This is a genomic window from Pedobacter sp. KBW01 (assembly GCF_003852395.1).
In the GTDB taxonomy this organism is placed as follows: domain Bacteria; phylum Bacteroidota; class Bacteroidia; order Sphingobacteriales; family Sphingobacteriaceae; genus Pedobacter.
Genome location: NZ_QAJQ01000027.1, coordinates 40,901 through 58,067 on the forward strand (window position 1 = coordinate 40,901; position 17,167 = coordinate 58,067).

Here is a 17,167-nt window from a genome sequence, read left to right on the forward strand (position 1 = left end):
ATTTGCTTTGTTCGCCGCAATGACGTGTTAAACCATTATTTTATTTACCGTTTGTGGCTAGCCACTTCGAGTAATCTTTTTCTATAAATTTTTGGGCCCAGCTACCGTACCAGGCATAACCATTTCTACGTTCCGGAATCAGTTCTTCCAGTTTTAACTTAATGCTGTTGTCCCTGTCGCCGAAAATCGGGATGTTTTTATCGAGGTCGTAAAAACGCGCCCAAACCACTGATGACTGATCGGCAACCAGCGCTGCACTTTTTTCTTTGGTTTTTGGGTCTGTGCCCCTCTCAAAGCGAAACCCTGTAATTTTGTAGGTATTAAACCAATTGTAGGCTGCGGTTATGGCTGCTTTAATTTCGGGCGAAGGATTTTTAAAACGCATTAAAAAACGGGTGATGCCCATCGATTCGCTTGTGCTTAAAGATGCAGGCTCAAAATTCCGTGCTTTTGCTGGCAACAGGCTGTCTTTATCGTATTGTGCAGCCCAAATGGTTAAAACGCCATTCTGTTTTGCCTGTGTTTTTAAAATGCAGGTTATACCTTTTGAAACCGCTTTTTCCGCTTTTGGAATATACGCGGTATTCACGACTTCAAAATCATTCTTTTTAGTTACAATGTCTTCGAGGATATCGAGTACATTAATCATGGCATCATCGTTATAGGTGATCTCTGAGCGGTAAAGCGCTTTATCTGGATAGTATTGCGGCCAGCCGCCATTGGCATACTGTGCTTCCAGGATATAATCAATTCCTTTTTCAGCCGCTTTTAAATAGCTTGCGTTCTGTGTTTTTTTATAAGCTTTAACTAAATAAACTACCTCCCTGCTGGTGGCTTTGTTATCGAATGTGGCGTGTAAATCTTTAGTGGCTTTTATCCTGGCCAAAAGCTCAGGTGTTAAAGTTGCACCATAGTTAACCACACTTTTATCTTCCAGTTGCTTTGGCCAGCCACCATTACCTAGCTGATAAACCAGCATTTTTTCAGCGGTCGAATCTGTAGGCTGCTGTGCAAAACACGATAGCATCAGTGTGCTACAAATCAGGGTTAATACTATTTTTATTTTCATTGTTTGCTTGTTAGTTTTTATTGCCGCAGAGGCACGTATTAACACAGATTATTTTTCTTTTCCATGCGCCATGGTTCGTGTCCGCACGAACCATTTAACCTATAGGTTGGTATCCTCACCAACCATCATTTATTTCTTGCCTAGAACCTGCTTAGTCAGCCAGTTTACCAGATCGTTTGTTGCTTTAAAGTTTTCAAAATCTGCAGGTAACTTTCTGCCATCAATGTATTCGTTGTAAAACCAGGGGTCGCCGACTGCAAAAACGGTTCCTTTGCCATATTTAGCCGTTGCAATCAGTACATCGCCATTATCGGTTAAAGCTGAAACGGCAGGTGCTTTGGCCACAATGGTCGAAATTTCTTTGATGTAAACTTTTTTAGCGGTTTTAAAAATTGCATTTCCTGAAGGGATTTTTACCGCCCCCTGTTCAAAGTTTGCACCTTGCACTTTATTGCGGCTATCTTCATTGAATTTAAGCCCGAAAGTTTCTGGCAGTACATTGAACTTGCTGATTTCGCAATTACCCACATCATTTAATAACAATACTAACACTCCTCCTGCTTTAACCCAGTCCGCTATTTGTTTAGCATGATCGGCATTCATGTAATTCGGATTGGCCGTTTCTTTTTCGGTATCCGGATCTACAATAATATAAATGTTGCTTCCCTTTAAATTTGCAGTTGTTGGTGCAGCTTTAAGCGTAGTAGTTTTAGCACCTGCATCGTTAAATATTTTACCGAATAGCGAGAATCCGTTGTTTTCGTCTTCTTCCCAAACATAATGGAAAGGAATTTTGTCGCCCGTCGGCCCGGTCGTGTATTCGTTGTTGAAGAAATTATCGACAGTTACGGTTAAGCCCTTGCCGGTTTTAGGCAACGCTGCAATTTCCATTTCAGTCGAGGCGCAGATGAAAGCGCCAACTCCTTTCGGATCGTTGGTGATTACTTTTTCGCTAATGTAATATTCAAAACTGCCATCACGGTATTTGGGTTTGCCACCCAGACCCGAAACTGAAACGGTTTTGGTTAGATTGATCCTTTCGTTGCCTGCAGGTTCAACAAATTCTTTCTTTAACCCAGTATAGCCTTTATTGGCGGCTGCCATAAAAGATGGGGCTAACCAACCTTTACGCACGCCTTTGGCCAGGCCATACACAAACATGCTTGAGGCCGAGCTTTCCAGGTAATTTCCTTTTCTGGTGGGCATATCCAAAATATCAAACCAAACCCCCGATTTAGGATCCTGGTATTTTACAGCCGCTGTCGCTGTACGGTTTAAAATTGCTAACAGCTCAGCTCTTTTAGGGTGATTAGCAGGGAAATTATCCAAAACATCAACCAATGCCATAATGTACCAGCCCATAGCCCTGGCCCAAAAATTGGGTGAACGACCAGTTGTTTTATCGGCCCATTGCTCAGCCCTGCTTTCGTCGTAGCCATGATACAATAAACCTGTTTTATTGTCGCGCGAGTTTTTTTCCATTAGAATAAATTGCGTCGCGATATCGTCAAACGCAGCATCTTTTTTCATCAGTTTGGCGTACTCTGCATAAAATGGCTCGCCCATGTACAATCCATCGAGCCACATTTGGTTCGGATAAATTTTCTTGTGCCAGAAACCACCTGCTTTGGTGCGTGGTTGTTTCTGCAACTGATCATAAAGTTTGGTTGCTGCTAACAGATATTTCTGTTGTCCGGTAACTTTGTATAGTAACAACAGCGACCGACCGTTTTTAACGTTGTCGATATTAAAATCTTCAGCTTTATAGGTGCTAATGTTGCCTTCTTTATCGAGATAGGCATCCATCGAGCTTTGCACATATTTAAAATATTTTCCATCACCGGTATTGCGCCAAACTGCTGCTGCACCTTCTAAAACTACACCCATATCGTAGGTCCATTTTGGGCCTTTTGCGCCTTTAAGCAAGGTGGTATCCTGAAACAGTTTTTCCATTGCAGTTAAGGTTAGCTGTTCAGATAATTTCTTTTGTGCTAACCCATTTTGTACGAAAACAATGAGGAACGCTAAGGTTGCTGTAAGGTATATGATTGATTGCTTCATCTTAATTATTTTGAAATCTCCAATACAGATTGATTTACTTCGGTGCCAAAAGCTGATGTTTTTTTTGCTTTTGAAACATCGGTTCCTGTTATTTTCAGGGCTTTTGTTTTTTCGCCGCTAATGTCGAAAAGAAGTTCAGCACCATTTTTATACTGAAGCCCGTTGATATTGATGTTGCTACCGTTTTGTACGTGCACTACCGGATTGGTATCGTTGGTAATGACCTTAACATTTTTAAGGAAAATATTCGATGCTTCAATAATTTCGATGCCTTTTTTAGATTGAATGGTTACATTTTCGAGGTGAATATCCTTGATGTTCATTTCGGGTAAACCCCTGAAAAAGATTGCTTTTTCGGCACCATTGGCTACTACATCTTTAATGTAGAAATTTTTAAATTGAGGAGTTGCTTCGGTAACCGGAACCGTAACGGTTTTAATGGCTTCGCGTTTTTCGCCTGCCAAAGGAACCGGATCAACAGCTGCATAATACATGTCGAATAAAATGGCTTCACCGGGGATATCAATCATGTTAATGTTGTTCACATAAATATTTTCGACCACACCACCGCGGCCACGTGTGGTTTTAAAACGCAGACCAATATCGGTGCCAATGAAAGAACAATTGTACACCCAAATATTTTTGGTCCCGCCGCTCATTTCGCTTCCGATAACGAAACCACCATGCGCGTGGTAAACCACATTGTTTCTGATAATTACATTTTCTGTAGGTACGCCACGTTTGCGGCCAGCTTCGTCCCTGCCAGATTTAATGCAGATACCATCATCGCCTACATCAAAAGTGCTGCCCTCAATCAATACATTTTTGCACGACTCTACATCAACACCATCGCCGTTTTGTGCAAACCATGGGTTTTTAACCTGTAGGTTTCTCAAAGTCAGGTCTTCGCAAAGCAAGGGGTGCAGGTTCCAGGCTGGTGAGTTTTGAAAGGTCACGCCTTCTAAAAGCACTTTTTTGCAACCGGTTAATACCACCAGGTTAGGTCGAAGAAAATCTTTAATATCTTCGTAATCGGCAGCAGTTTTACCCGCTTCAATTACGCCGGTATTTTTGGTGTTCGAGCCTTTAACCGTTTTTTCTGATGGGTACCACATTTTGCCATCGGACCTTACCACACCGCCAGACGCTACTAACGTTTTCCACTGGGTTTCGGTGAGTTTATCTTTTTTTACCATGCGCCATGCGCCACCGTTTCCATCAATAATACCTGCGCCAGTAATGGCTATATTTTGTAAATTAACACCAGAAATAGGGCTTTGGTTACGCCAGGCTGGTTGTCCTTCCCAGTTTCCCTTAACCAGTTTATATTGGTTAAAATCGGCAGTAAACTGCAGAATGGCATCGCGTTTTAAGTGTAGGTTTACATTGCTTTTTAATTCAATTGGTCCGGTTAACCATAGGCCAGATGGGATGAGCACTACACCACCACCTTTTTGACTTACAGCCTCAATGGTTTTGTTAATGCTCTGGGTATTTAAAAAAAGTCCGTCGCCTTTAGCCCCAAAGCTGGTAATGCTGGTGGTATCGTTTTTAAATTTAACCTGCTGAATAACGGGCAATGCTTGATTTTGTTGAGCAATAGCCGAACATGCAGCCGATATTAAAATACATGTGAGCGCTATTTTTGTCCGATAGAAACTACCTGCTATATGTTTCATTGTTGATGCTGTTAAATTATATTTGGTTAATCGTATAACAAGTGTACGTTGTTTGCGCCTAAAACAGAAGAGAAATCTATGCAAACGTTGCCGGAAAACAAACGCAAAAAGCACCTTGTTTAAGGCGCTTGTATTTTGATTATCAGTTGTTTAGTTGATTTATTTGCCCTCGGGAAGCCAGCCTCGGAAAACGTTTTCCAAAATATAGACACTATACTCAATATCCGTTAATTGGTGCGACCATTTGGCTCTCCCATTTGGATTTGCGCCCTTTCCAACACTTTTGTATTCAGCATAGTAGGCAGTTTGTTCGTTACTTGTTTTGCCCCAATTGTTCCAGCCTTCGGGGCGGATCAAATCGGGCAGTGTGCAGTTTAAATAAGCCACTTTTGCATAAGGTCGCCAGGGTCTGCCCAAATAGAAGCTATTTACCTGGGCATCGCCTTTAACAGTACACTTGTTAAAAACATAACCAAATTTGGTCGTATCGGCGGTTGATGCTGCTGTAATGTAACCTGCCTTTTTGCAATAAAGCGTACAGTTTTCGAACCAGGCGGTTGCTGCACCAAAAATGAAATCGACAGTACCTTCAATGTAGCAGTTTTTATAATACTGGCGGTTATTGCCGCCATAGGTATAAAGTGTATCCTGAAAGCCCAAAAGCCTGCAGTTCGTGAAAACCGATTTATCGCCACCTGCCCAAACCGCTACGGCCTGTCCAACCGGACCCGATGAATTTTCGAAAGTGATGTTTTCTGCCGAAAAGCTTTCGCCGTAAATGTAAAAGCTGGATGAACCTGAAGTACCCTTTTCTTCGCCAAAGGTATTTTTCTTTTGCGCATAGTCATCGTAAGTTAAAATGGTTTCGTTAAGGCTTTCACCAATCAGTTTTACATTTTTCTTTGATGCAGCTAAAATCAGCTTTTCTTTGTAAGTACCTTTTTTAATGAAAATTACAGTGGTTTTATTTCTGAAATCGGGTACTGCATGGATGGCTTCCTGTACCGTTTTAAAATTCCCGCTTCCATCGGCCGCAACAATAAAATCGGGTTTAATCTCTGCCGCGTGCGCCTTCAGGGCAATAACCATTAAAAAGAATAAGGCAATTGTTTTCATATCGATTTGGTTAGGAATAAAATAAAATCGGCCACGCAAAAGTATGAACTTCATCACGCAGCCGTGTTTTAAAATATATGATGAACAATTTTAAACATTAATATCCATCAGAAAGAAGTTTTAGCGAAATTAAAAGATGCAAACGATGTCGGGAACGATTGCACAATATCTGTTTGCCTTGGAATAAAAAAAGGCTTAATCTTGTTAGTAAGCCATTGTTAGCCAAATATTACGAAAAACAGCGTTGTAAAATGAAATACCTCCTTAGTTCGATCCTTATTATAGGTTTTGTTGCTGGCACATTTGCGCAACAAAATCCGTCGAATAAATATGTTTCTAAAGTTTGGGTGTCGGATCAGGGCAACGGAACTTATAAAAATCCGGTTGTGAATGCCGATTATTCCGATCCGGATGCTATTCGCGTAGGCGACGATTTTTATATGATTGCCTCCAGCTTTGATGCTGTTCCGGGCTTACCGATTTTGCATTCTAAAGATCTGGTGAACTGGAAAATTATTGGCCATGCCTTAAAGCGCCAGCTTCCTTTTGATCATTTTGAAAAAACACAGCACGGCAATGGCGTTTGGGCACCCGCTATCCGTTACCACAATGACGAATTTTACATTTATTACCCCGATCCTGATTTCGGGATTTATGTAACCAAAGCCAAAATGATTACGGGCGATTGGTCTGCACCACAATTGGTTGCTGCTGGCAAGGGTTTAATAGATCCCTGCCCTTTTTGGGATGAAGACGGAAAAACTTATCTCGCTTATGCTTATGCAGGCAGCCGGTCTGGAATTAAAAGCGTTTTGGCCATTATGCCGTTAAGCAGTGATGGGCTGAAAGTAGTGGCCAAAGGCCGTATTGTTTACGACGGACATGAACTCGATCCGACTATTGAAGGCCCAAAATTTTATAAACGTAATGGTTATTACTATCTTTTCGCACCTGCCGGGGGTGTTTCTACAGGCTGGCAGTTGATCTTGCGGAGTAAAAATATTTACGGACCTTACGAAAGAAAAGTAGCCATGGATCAGGGTAAATCGACCGTTAATGGTCCGCACCAGGGTGCATGGGTAAATACACAAAGCGGTGAAGATTGGTTTTTACACTTTCAGGATAAGGATGCCTATGGCCGTGTGGTGCACTTACAACCCATGAAATGGATTAATAACTGGCCGGTAATTGGTGTGGATAAAGGTGGTGATGGTATTGGCGAGCCGGTTTCAGTTTATAAAAAACCGAATGTGGGTAAAGTATATCCGATCGAAAATCCGGCTGAAAGTGATGAATTTGGAACAGTTGATTTAGGCTTACAATGGCAGTGGCAGGCAAACCCGCAACCCACCTGGTGGTTTACCGATGCCGGCAAAGGAGTTTTAAAATTATATACATCTAAAATACCTGATGAGGCTAAAAATCTTTGGGATGTACCCAATTTATTGATGCAGAAGTTTCCTGCCGATGAGTTTAGGGTAACCACGAAACTTAATTTTAAGCCCAACCCTAAGCTGGAAAATGAAAGCACCGGCCTGGTAATTATGGGGAGAAGTTATGCCCAGATTAGCGTTAAGCGTAAAAAGGATGGCTTGTACCTGATGTATGGTGTTTGCCCGAGTGCAGATAAAGGCAAGCCCGAAAATGAAAAGGAAATTGCCAAACTCAATCCGACAACTGTCGGATCAGCATCAGTGCAGTTAAGGGTACAGGTTGTTAACGGAGCCAAATGCCGGTTTAGCTACAGCGAAGATGGCATTAGCTTTCATCCAATTGGCGACGAGTTTCAGGCTACAGCCGGGCAATGGATTGGGGCAAAATTAGGCTTGTTTGCTGTACGCGATACACAGACAAACGATTCGGGAATCGCCGAATACGATTGGTTTAGGGTGGAGCCAATTAAATAATCGATCAGAAAAATGAAACACCATAAAATTATTATCGCAGTTGTAGCTACTGGTTTTTTGCTGATGTCTTTCATCACCAAACCCAGGCCGGTTAAGGTTTATTTAATCGGCGATTCGACTGTTGCAGATTATACTTTAGATGATGGATACTTACAAAAGAAATATCCACTTACAGGCTGGGGACAGGTTTTTCAACCCTTTTTGCAAAAAGATAGCCTAAAAAAAATAAGCCGACTGATAAAGAGTGATAGCGCTTTGGTGGTTGATAAGGCAAAAGGAGGCAGGAGCACGCGCAGTTTTTTTGAAGAAGGCAGATGGAAAGAAGTTTTAGGCAGTTTACAGAAAAACGATCTCGTATTGATTCAGTTCGGTCATAATGATGCCGCAAAAGATAAACCCGAACGTTATGTAGATATACCGGGTTATAAAGATTTTTTAAAGCTATATGTAAATGAAACCCGGGCAAAAGGTGCTTTACCTATACTCATTACACCAGTTACACGTAATTATCCCTGGAAGGATGGTAAGTTGGGCAGTGCACATGGCGAATATCCACAGGCCGTAAAAGAGGTGGCCAAAGCATTACATGTGCCGATTATTGATTTAACCAGTCTTTCTGCTGATTTTTTTACTACCAAAGGCCAGGAGTATGTGAGCAAAAACTATTTTATGAATTTAGATTCGGCCAGGTATGAGGCTTACCCTAAAGGGCAAAAAGACAATACCCATTTCCAGCCGGAAGGTGCTAAGGAAGTAGCAAGGTTAGTTTTTGGGGAGCTAAAAAAGATTTAAAACCTATCAGATTTTTAAAAACCTGATAGGTTTGGAAATTTTATCCAACAATTACTTTGGCGGTGATAGCAAGTCTGTTCCAGGCATTAATGGTAACAATAGCCATAATGATATTGGTGATTTCGGTTTCGTTAAAGAAACTGGCCACTTTGTTATAAGTAGCATCGGATACATGGTTGCTAATTAAGGTTACCTCTTCAGTTAAAGCAATAACCGCTTTTTCTTTTTCGGTAAACAGGGTGGTTTCTTTCCATGCGCTTAGCAAATACAACCTTTGTTCGGTTTCACCAATTTTGCGTGCATCGGCAGAGTGCATGTTTAAACAAAATGCACAACCGTTAATTTGCGATGCCCTCATTTTAATCAGCTCTGAAAGAATCGGATCGATTTTACTGGCTGATAAATATTTTTCTAAAGCGTACATGGCCTGGTATGCTGCCGGATCTACTTTTGGGATATCAATTCTGCTTTCCATTTTTTTATTGTTTTTGATTACGATGTAAAGTTCCGCATCCTGGCCCTAAAAAAACTTAATGTAGTTTAAGAAATGGATTTAACCGCAAAGGCCGCTAAGTTTTACGCTAAGCTGCGCAAAGAGATATGCGCCCAACTCTGCGTATTTTGCTCCTTGCTCTGCGCGCTCTGCGGTTAAAAATAGCTTAGATTATCTCTTCGCCCTGATCTTACTCAAAAACTCAGGCGTAAAGCCCAGGTAAGAGGCCAGCATGTATTGTGGTACCCGTTGTACAAATTCGGGGAAGAGTTGGTTAAAGTGGCGGTATCTTTCTTCGGCAGTTTGGCTGTAGAGGTATCTAATCCGCATTTGCGAAGCCTGGTGGTTTTTCTGTAAAATTAGCCTGAAATACCTTTCCAGTTTGGGCAGTTTATGGAACATTTCGTCGTAATGATGATGTTCAATGGCAATCACTTCGGTATTTTCTGCTGCCTGGATATAAAATTCTGAAGTTTTTTGGAAGAGGAAGCTGGTTAAGTCCGTAATCCACCAGTTTTCGATAGCAAATTGAGTGGTTTGCTCGGCACCTTTAATGTCGATGAAATAGAGCCTGAGGCAACCCTTTACCACAAAGTAATTGGCCCTGCAGGTTTGCCCTTCTTCCAATAAAAAAGTTTTCTTTTTAACCGAAAAAGATTTGAGTAATGAGGCAAGAAGTTCCTGCTCATCGTTACTCAAATCTATAAATTTATTAATATGGTTATAAAGCGCGCTGTACATTATTTTCCTTTGATTATGCTAAAATAGGCATAATTATAAGAATGAAATATACATCGTTAAAGTGAGAAGGCCTTTAGCGCTGAGAGTGCTTCAGGACCATAATTTTTCAATGCTGAAGTTATTTTATCAGTTAAGCCTTTATTATCGATTGGTTTTCCTTTCGTTGGAGGGGTTAGGTCTTTTTCAGGAACAGTAACTTCAGTTACTTTGGTTGCAAACCAGCTGATGTTTTGATGCGGCAATGCCAAACCTAAAATCATCCCTGGCAATCCTGTAAACGATTCTGGTCCGCCAGAAACTGCAATCTGATTTGAATAATAAGCCACCACATATATCGAATCCATAATAATGGCATTGGCTCTACGGCATTCGTAACCAGCAATTTCTCTTGTTTCATCGGTAATTTTCCAGTTAATCTTGCGCAGACTATCCTTAACAATATAGGTGTCTTCATAAACCGCTTTTTGGGAAATACTTGTGTTGGCATTAAAATCGGTAGCAACGGTATTTTTTAGATCAACAAGAGGATCTCTTGCTGCCCAGTTTGGATTTACAGTTTCCTCTACAGTTGGCCATTTATATAAGCTTTTATCCTTATTAAAGCTTAAGGTACTTTTCGCAACCTTAAATTGTGGATTGTTCTTTTTATACTGATCAAAAGCAGGCGACATGTAACTTTCATTGTCTTTATTGATTTTCTTTTTGATCAAAGCGTACATATTAGACCTTTTCTCAAATTCGATCACCCCACTTTTTACGAAGTGTATATTTTGAGCAAACGTGCTTTTGCTGATGAAAATAACAGCAAATAAGAGGATATATTTTAGTGTAGTTTTCATGATAATTATTTTTGTGTTTTAATTCCGCCGCCCATTTTGTTAAAATCCCATGATACCGAGAACATTAAATACCGCCTTATGGTGGTATAGCTGCTTTGGCTTATGGTCGTGTTAGATGCAAAACGGTTGAAGCCGATATTTTGGTTTAAGATATCATTTACAGTTAAAGAGAACTTTAAATTTTCTGACTTGAAGAATTTTTTACCTATCGATGCATTCCAGATAAAACGTTCAAAACTTTCGGTTAGCACTTGTGTTTTTCCATTATACTGATATTGACCATCTGTAGATATCTCAAATTTTCCAGGCAGTTGTACATTTCCTGATGCATAACCATTCATGCCCCATCCATCGCTGTTAGAACCAATACTCGCTCTTGATGTATTGTAGGTTGGGCCAAAACGCACATAAAAGCTATATTCCTTGTCTTTATATTTTGAAATGTTTATTCCGCCACCATATGTGTAATTTTTGGTGTTATTTAAGGTCCTGCCAAGCTTTGTAGTTATAAAGTTATAAGAAGAGCTCCCGTTAGCATTTGCATTTAAACCAACATTCATATCTAAAAAGCCTATTTTTCTACTTATCTGCCCATACATGTAAAAATTGGTCTGCATTTTATCATCAAAATTGATGTATCTGTAAGTACTCTTACCAACATCATCCGTTGTAACATCACTAATAATCGGATTTGTGGTAAAACTATATGAAGCATTTAGCCACACTGATTGATTGGTTAAAACTTTGTAAGAATTATAACTGGCATTGATATTACTTCTGAAAGATGGTCTTAAATCCTGATTTCCTTCAACAACATTAAACGGGTCGTTATTTACCCTAACCGGCTGAAGCTGATCGAGTGATGGTTGGTTAGTATTACCGTTGTAGTTAAGTCTGAGCGATTTTTGTTGAGAAAAGCGATATTGATAGGATGCTTGTGGCATATAGTTAACAAAGTTTCTTACATAAGTTTTGTTGTGATAAATATCGTCTTGTTTAAAGTTTACACCACTAAATTTTGATCCGAAGTTGATAATTGTTTTGCCCTTTTTATAATTGAAGATGGCACCGCCTTGATTGATCGTTTGGGTCAGCTCAAAATTATTACTGTAAACAGTATCTAAAATATCGTATCTGCCACTACCCGACTGATTGAAAGATTTGCGATCTGATGTTCCATTCATTAGCGTTAAGCCATAATTTATGATGACAGTTAAGGTTTTTGAGAGTGGTTCTGTATAGGCAGCATTTAATTTGAAAGTACTGTTGGTAATATCATTGATTTTTAGCTGATTGGTAAGACTATCTACTTGTCCGGCTGAGGTTAAGCGTCGGTTAAGGGAATTTAAATATCCTTCACTATTACTTTTATTAATTGATTGATTAATATTTAATGATAGTGTGCGGCCCGTTTTCTTTAGTTTTTTTGTGAATAAAACATTAGCGTTAAAGTTTTGATCATCTACTTCATTACTCAACGTTCTGTTTGAGGAATTTAGAAAGCCACCATTGCCATTAGTGGTACCAGTTAAGTAATTGTTTGAAGTATTGCTTTTTTTCAATGCACCGTCAACATTAACTTTCATTGTTAAGGTTGTATCAATCTTGATCTCATACATGGCATCCAGTTTTTGTCTGAACATGTCGTTATCAAACGATTCGTCTGAAGTGCTATTTTGAGTGCCCGATGCTAAATTATTTTGACTGATTGAATTCCTTTCCCCCGAAACCCTGATCGATCCGATTTTATAATTTGTATTTAACGATTCTTTATCCTTATTCCATTTGTTATCGAAATGTAAACCTCCGGTACGGGCTACTGGCAAGCCCTGGCCATTATATTGCCCATCGTAGCTGTCGAAATCATCTCCGCCACTGCTAAAATACATCCCACCATCATCAGTCATAGTATATCCACCAGAAGCGCCATATTTATCACGATCATCCCAACCTAAACCTACAGTGCCGTTGTTACCCAAAATGCCATAGGCTGAAAATTTCTTTTTACCCCAGAATTTGTTAAACATCCCCTGTCCCTGGTAAAAATCTTTTGTTCCGTAACCTCCCTGCACTTTGCCAAAATAGCCATTCTTCTTATCCTCTTTTAGTTTAATGTTAAGGGTTTTGGTTTTCTCTCCATCATCAATCCCCGTAAAACTGGCCTGATCGCTGGCCTTATCGTAAAGCTGAACAGATTCTACCATATCCGCACGTAGGTTTTTGGTAACCAGTGTCGGATCATCGCCAAAAAACTCTTCACCGTCTACCAGTACTTTCGGAACTGTTTTTCCTTGCGCAGTAATTTTACCATCCTTATCAACCTGAAAACCTGGAAACTGTTTTATCAGGTCTTCAACTTTTGAGTTGGGCTCTATGTTATATGCTTTTGGGTCGAACTCTGTGGTATCGCCTTTAATTTTTATCGCCGACCTGTTTCCTTTAATAATTACATCAGCCAATATCTTAGCCATTCCCGTCAGGTTTATCTTATTATAATCTTTTACAAGTGTGGTAGAGTCGAGTGTAAAATGATCTACAAAGTCGGCATATTTTGGGTAGGAGACCAATAGGATAAACTTACCATTTTTGATGCCGGTAAGCTCAAAGGAGCCGTTTTCTGCCGCTCGGGTAAATTTTACCAATGTAGAGTCTTTTGCGTTTAAAACTGCAATAGTGGTCCCTGATAAAAGGGTTGTCGAAGCAGTGTCAATTGTTCGGCCTTTAATGGTATGGTGACTCTGGGCTCTTGTATACGATGCAATGGTGACAAAAAAGCACAGTGAGAGTAATAGACGTTTCATAGAAAGAATCTGTTTTGTTTTTACGAATATAAAACTAATATGTTAGTTGTGCGTTAAGTTTTAACCTTTTTTAACATATAGTACTTAACATCAGCATGAAGGCCACTTTTGAGCTAAAGGGCCAGGCAATTTTCGTATAGGTTATTTGGGCGTTCGTCTATAAATACATGGGCGTGGTATAATATAGCCGCTCTGCCTGAAACGTTTTCGGGAAACAGTCGTCTTATTTTCAGAAAAACAACTGGTAATAAAGGATTTATAAAATATTAAGGTCATGAAAAATTCTATTAAAAAATTATTTGCAGCTGCATTGGTAATGGTTACTTTAAGTAGTGCAACAGTCATAGCAAATGCTACAGAAAACACAGCAAGCTATACCGCTTTAACAAAAGTGAAAAACATCAGTAAAATTGTGGTATCAGGCAATGTTAAATTAATCCTGGTTCAGGATGCTAAAGAAAGTGTTGAGATTTACGATCAATACTACGGCAAAAATGCAATGGTGCAACAACAAGGAGCTGAACTGCGGATTAGTTCTTTTGATAAAAATACTTTAATGGTTATTGCTCATGTTAATAACTTATCAGCTATCGAAGCCTCAAACACTGCAACAGTAAGTACTGCCGGAAATTTTAACCTGTTAAACCTGAATATTGTACTTAACGATAAGGCATCAGCTGATATTAAGGCCAATACGGTTAATTTATCTACAGAAATTAAAGATGCAGCAACGTTGAAATTAGCTGGCTCTACAGAAACACACATCGCTGCAATCGGGGCAGAATCGAAAATTAAAATGGGCGATTTTACTGCCGCTGAAAGCTTCATTAAAGTAACGGCGAAACCAGTTGTACTAGCCAATAGCAATCCATCACGCTATAGCGACATAGACGTAGCTTTATTGGAAAAACTATTCTAACTCCATCATATATTTTACTTAAAAGGCGCTAAATTTTAAATTTAGCGCCTTTTTTATTTTACCCTCATTACAAACGAGGGGCAGCGGACACTGCATTTTTAATGCAGGATTGAAGAATTATCTACAAATCAAATTTAATACCTTGCGCCAGTGGCAAAGTATTGGCATAATTAATTGTATTGGTTTGCCGGCGCATATAAGCTTTCCAGGCATCCGATCCACTTTCGCGACCGCCACCAGTTTCCTTTTCGCCTCCAAAAGCACCACCAATTTCGGCCCCCGAGGTACCAATATTTACGTTGGCTATGCCGCAATCAGATCCGTTGGCCGATAAGAATTGTTCAGCTTCTCTCAGGTTTAAGGTCATAATTGCCGATGAAAGTCCTTGTGGAACACCATTTTGCAAGGCGATGGCTTCATTCAGTGTTTTGTATTTGATTAAGTATAAAATTGGCGCAAAGGTTTCGTGCTGCACAATTTTAAAATCATTTTTTACTTCTGCTATACATGGCTTTACGTAGCAACCACTTTGGTAAGCTTCGCCCGATAATACGCCGCCTTCTACCACGAAATGACCGCCTTCTACCTTGCATTTTTCAATTGAATCAAGGTAAGCAGTAACCGCATCCGTATCAATCAGTGGACCAACATGGTTGTTTTGATCCAAAGGATTGCCAATGCGCAATTGCCCATAGGCATTAACCAGCTTTGAGGTGAAGGCATCGTAAACACTTTCGTGAATAATCAGTCTGCGGGTAGAAGTGCATCGCTGTCCAGCGGTGCCAACAGCTCCAAATACTGCACCAATTAAACTCATATCTAAATCAGCATGTTCCGAAATAATAATGGCATTGTTGCCACCTAATTCGAGTAAACTCTTGCCCAGGCGTGCACCAACAGCTGCCGCAACTGCTTTGCCCATTCGTGTGGATCCTGTTGCAGAAACCAAAGAAACCCGGTCATCATTTGTCAGCTGTTCACCAACTTCTTTATCGCCTAAAATTAAACTACATACGCCTTCAGCAACAGCATTTGCTTTAAAAACTTTTGCAATAATATGCTGACAGGCAATAGCGGTTAATGGTGTTTTTTCTGATGGTTTCCAGATACACACATTGCCGCATACCAGCGCAAGGGCAACATTCCAGCTCCAAACCGCAACCGGGAAGTTAAAGGCCGAAATAATACCTACAATACCCAGCGGATGCCATTGCTCGTACATGCGGTGGTTTGGGCGCTCGCTGTGCATGGTTAAGCCATATAGCTGGCGCGATAAACCCACGGCAAAATCGCAGATGTCGATCATTTCCTGTACCTCGCCAAAACCTTCCTGTAAACTTTTCCCCATTTCATATGAAACCAGTGTGCCCAAAGCAGCTTTGTTTTCACGCAGGGCATCGCCAAACTGGCGAACAATTTCGCCTCGTTTTGGAGCAGGAACTGTACGCCATTCGGTAAACGCAGTCTGTGCTTGAAGCACAACAGCTTCGTAATCAGCACTGGTTGCCACTTTCGCCGAAGCAATCAGTTTTCCATCTACAGGCGAAAAACTTTCCAAAGTTTTTACATTTGCCGCTCCTCCCCAATGGCTTCCTGTGCTAAATGCTGCGTTATCGGCATTTACGCCCAATTTGTTTAAAATGGATTGAATATCTGTAATCATATTTCTAACGGTTTACACAAAACAACAAAAAAATAAAGGAAAGCAGCACACATTTGGTGCTTAACTTTATCACAATTCTTAATATCTTGCCCTAACATTTACTAAAACGACTACTCAATGAAAAACATTAAATTATTACTCATTGCTTTCCTGGGCTTTGGGCTTAGCCTTAAAGCACAAACCAAAAAAGCAACCAACACGCTGCTGTGGGAAATTTCTGGCAATGGATTAAAGAAACCGTCATATTTATTTGGTACCCATCATTTTACAAGCAGAAAGTTTGCCGATACCATGCGGGTTTTGCAGGAGAAACTAAAAACGGTTGATGGTGTGGTAGGCGAGATCGTAATGGATAGCACTATACAGGGAAGAATGGCGCCATTTTTAATGATGAAAAACAATAAACTCGATAGTTTATTTACGCCAGAGGAGTACAAAGAAGTAAACGATTATATTAAAGCTAAGAATCCAGATATTGATCTAAAATTGCTCAATACCTTCAAACCTGCCCTGGTTAGCGTCATGGTTATGCTACTCGACAATCCCGAAATAAAGGAAGTGGCCGATGGAATAGATGACAGCTTTCAGAAGTATGCCAAAAGTAATGCAAAATCCCTTTATGGTTTAGAAACCGCCGAATACCAGGGCGCTTTATTATTTGATGACGATTTGCAGAAGCAAAAAAAGGCCTTGTTAAAATCGATCAGAGAATCGGATAAAAGCAAACTTAGGGCAAAGGAACTTAAGGATTATTACCTTGCTCAGGATATTGATAAACTAACTGATCTCTTTAAAATCCAAGATGAAGAAAATCGAGCGTTTATGACTGAGATGCTCAAAAATCGGAATCGACGCTGGTTAGATCAACTGCCTGCTTTGATGGAAAAAGAATCGCTGTTTATTGTCGTTGGTGCAGGTCACTTGGTAAGTGATGAAGGCCTGATAAAAGGACTGGCGGCTAAAGGCTATATTTTAAAACCTGTTGCAACCAATTAGTTTTAAATATTACTAACAAAAATTTTAATATTTAATTACCACAATTCTTAATACCTTGCCTCAAAGATTACTGACTTATTAAATCTTAAGA

The 17,167-nt window shown here is 40.1% G+C and carries 13 protein-coding genes; 4 read left to right on the top strand and 9 right to left on the bottom strand.

The window, feature by feature from the left end; all coding sequences use genetic code 11:
- Positions 1–40: 40 nt before the first annotated feature.
- The 4 genes from pelA to DBR40_RS22395 form a co-directional block, all read right to left on the bottom strand.
- Positions 41–1,069: a pectate lyase gene (gene pelA, locus DBR40_RS22380; RefSeq protein ID WP_124561962.1), complete on the bottom strand. Its 1,029-nt coding sequence runs from the start codon at positions 1,067–1,069 to the stop codon at positions 41–43.
- Positions 1,070–1,198: 129 nt separating this feature from the next.
- Positions 1,199–3,130 carry a glycoside hydrolase family 88 protein gene (locus DBR40_RS22385; protein WP_124561963.1) on the bottom strand — a complete coding sequence of 644 codons (1,932 nt, stop codon included), beginning with the start codon at positions 3,128–3,130 and terminating at the stop codon, positions 1,199–1,201.
- Between the two features lie 5 nt (positions 3,131–3,135).
- A complete protein-coding gene (locus DBR40_RS22390; RefSeq protein WP_124561964.1) occupies positions 3,136–4,809 on the bottom strand; it encodes a glycoside hydrolase family 28 protein in 1,674 nt (557 codons plus the stop codon).
- A 159-nt stretch (positions 4,810–4,968) separates the two neighbouring features.
- The gene (locus DBR40_RS22395) at positions 4,969–5,925 is read right to left on the bottom strand and encodes a pectinesterase family protein (RefSeq protein WP_124561965.1); all 957 of its coding nucleotides are present in this window, start codon (positions 5,923–5,925) and stop codon (positions 4,969–4,971) included.
- 251 nt (positions 5,926–6,176) lie between these two features.
- Here DBR40_RS22395 and DBR40_RS22400 point away from each other — a divergent pair, with 251 nt between their 5' ends.
- Together DBR40_RS22400 and DBR40_RS22405 are read left to right on the top strand one after the other, a co-directional pair.
- Positions 6,177–7,832: a glycoside hydrolase 43 family protein gene (locus DBR40_RS22400; protein WP_124561966.1), complete on the top strand. Its 1,656-nt coding sequence runs from the start codon at positions 6,177–6,179 to the stop codon at positions 7,830–7,832.
- A gap of 12 nt (positions 7,833–7,844) precedes the next feature.
- Positions 7,845–8,624 carry a rhamnogalacturonan acetylesterase gene (locus DBR40_RS22405; protein WP_124561967.1) on the top strand — a complete coding sequence of 260 codons (780 nt, stop codon included), beginning with the start codon at positions 7,845–7,847 and terminating at the stop codon, positions 8,622–8,624.
- A 40-nt stretch (positions 8,625–8,664) separates the two neighbouring features.
- On the opposite strand, the gene DBR40_RS22410 is transcribed toward DBR40_RS22405, so the two are convergent.
- The 4 genes from DBR40_RS22410 to DBR40_RS22425 all read right to left on the bottom strand — a co-directional run bounded on the left by DBR40_RS22410 (position 8,665) and on the right by DBR40_RS22425 (position 13,498).
- Entirely contained in the window at positions 8,665–9,099 is a 435-nt protein-coding gene (locus DBR40_RS22410; RefSeq protein WP_124561968.1) for a carboxymuconolactone decarboxylase family protein, read from the bottom strand.
- Positions 9,100–9,288: 189 nt separating this feature from the next.
- On the bottom strand, positions 9,289–9,858 hold the full coding sequence (locus DBR40_RS22415; RefSeq protein ID WP_124561969.1) for a Crp/Fnr family transcriptional regulator: 570 nt from the start codon (positions 9,856–9,858) through the stop codon (positions 9,289–9,291).
- A gap of 56 nt (positions 9,859–9,914) precedes the next feature.
- The gene (locus DBR40_RS22420) at positions 9,915–10,697 is read right to left on the bottom strand and encodes a GLPGLI family protein (protein ID WP_124561970.1); all 783 of its coding nucleotides are present in this window, start codon (positions 10,695–10,697) and stop codon (positions 9,915–9,917) included.
- Positions 10,698–10,702: 5 nt separating this feature from the next.
- Positions 10,703–13,498, bottom strand: coding sequence for an outer membrane beta-barrel family protein (locus tag DBR40_RS22425; protein WP_166207940.1), 2,796 nt, complete (start codon positions 13,496–13,498; stop codon positions 10,703–10,705).
- 274 nt (positions 13,499–13,772) lie between these two features.
- Here DBR40_RS22425 and DBR40_RS22430 point away from each other — a divergent pair, with 274 nt between their 5' ends.
- Positions 13,773–14,417 (top strand): GIN domain-containing protein, encoded by a 645-nt coding sequence (locus tag DBR40_RS22430; protein WP_124561971.1) that lies wholly within the window; start codon positions 13,773–13,775, stop codon positions 14,415–14,417.
- Positions 14,418–14,538: 121 nt separating this feature from the next.
- Here the strand turns inward: DBR40_RS22430 and DBR40_RS22435 are convergent, their stop codons facing one another.
- Positions 14,539–16,080 (bottom strand): aldehyde dehydrogenase family protein, encoded by a 1,542-nt coding sequence (locus tag DBR40_RS22435; protein WP_124561972.1) that lies wholly within the window; start codon positions 16,078–16,080, stop codon positions 14,539–14,541.
- Positions 16,081–16,197: 117 nt separating this feature from the next.
- On the opposite strand from DBR40_RS22435, the gene DBR40_RS22440 reads away from it, so the two are divergent.
- Positions 16,198–17,076 carry a TraB/GumN family protein gene (locus DBR40_RS22440; RefSeq protein WP_124561973.1) on the top strand — a complete coding sequence of 293 codons (879 nt, stop codon included), beginning with the start codon at positions 16,198–16,200 and terminating at the stop codon, positions 17,074–17,076.
- Positions 17,077–17,167 lie beyond the last annotated feature (91 nt).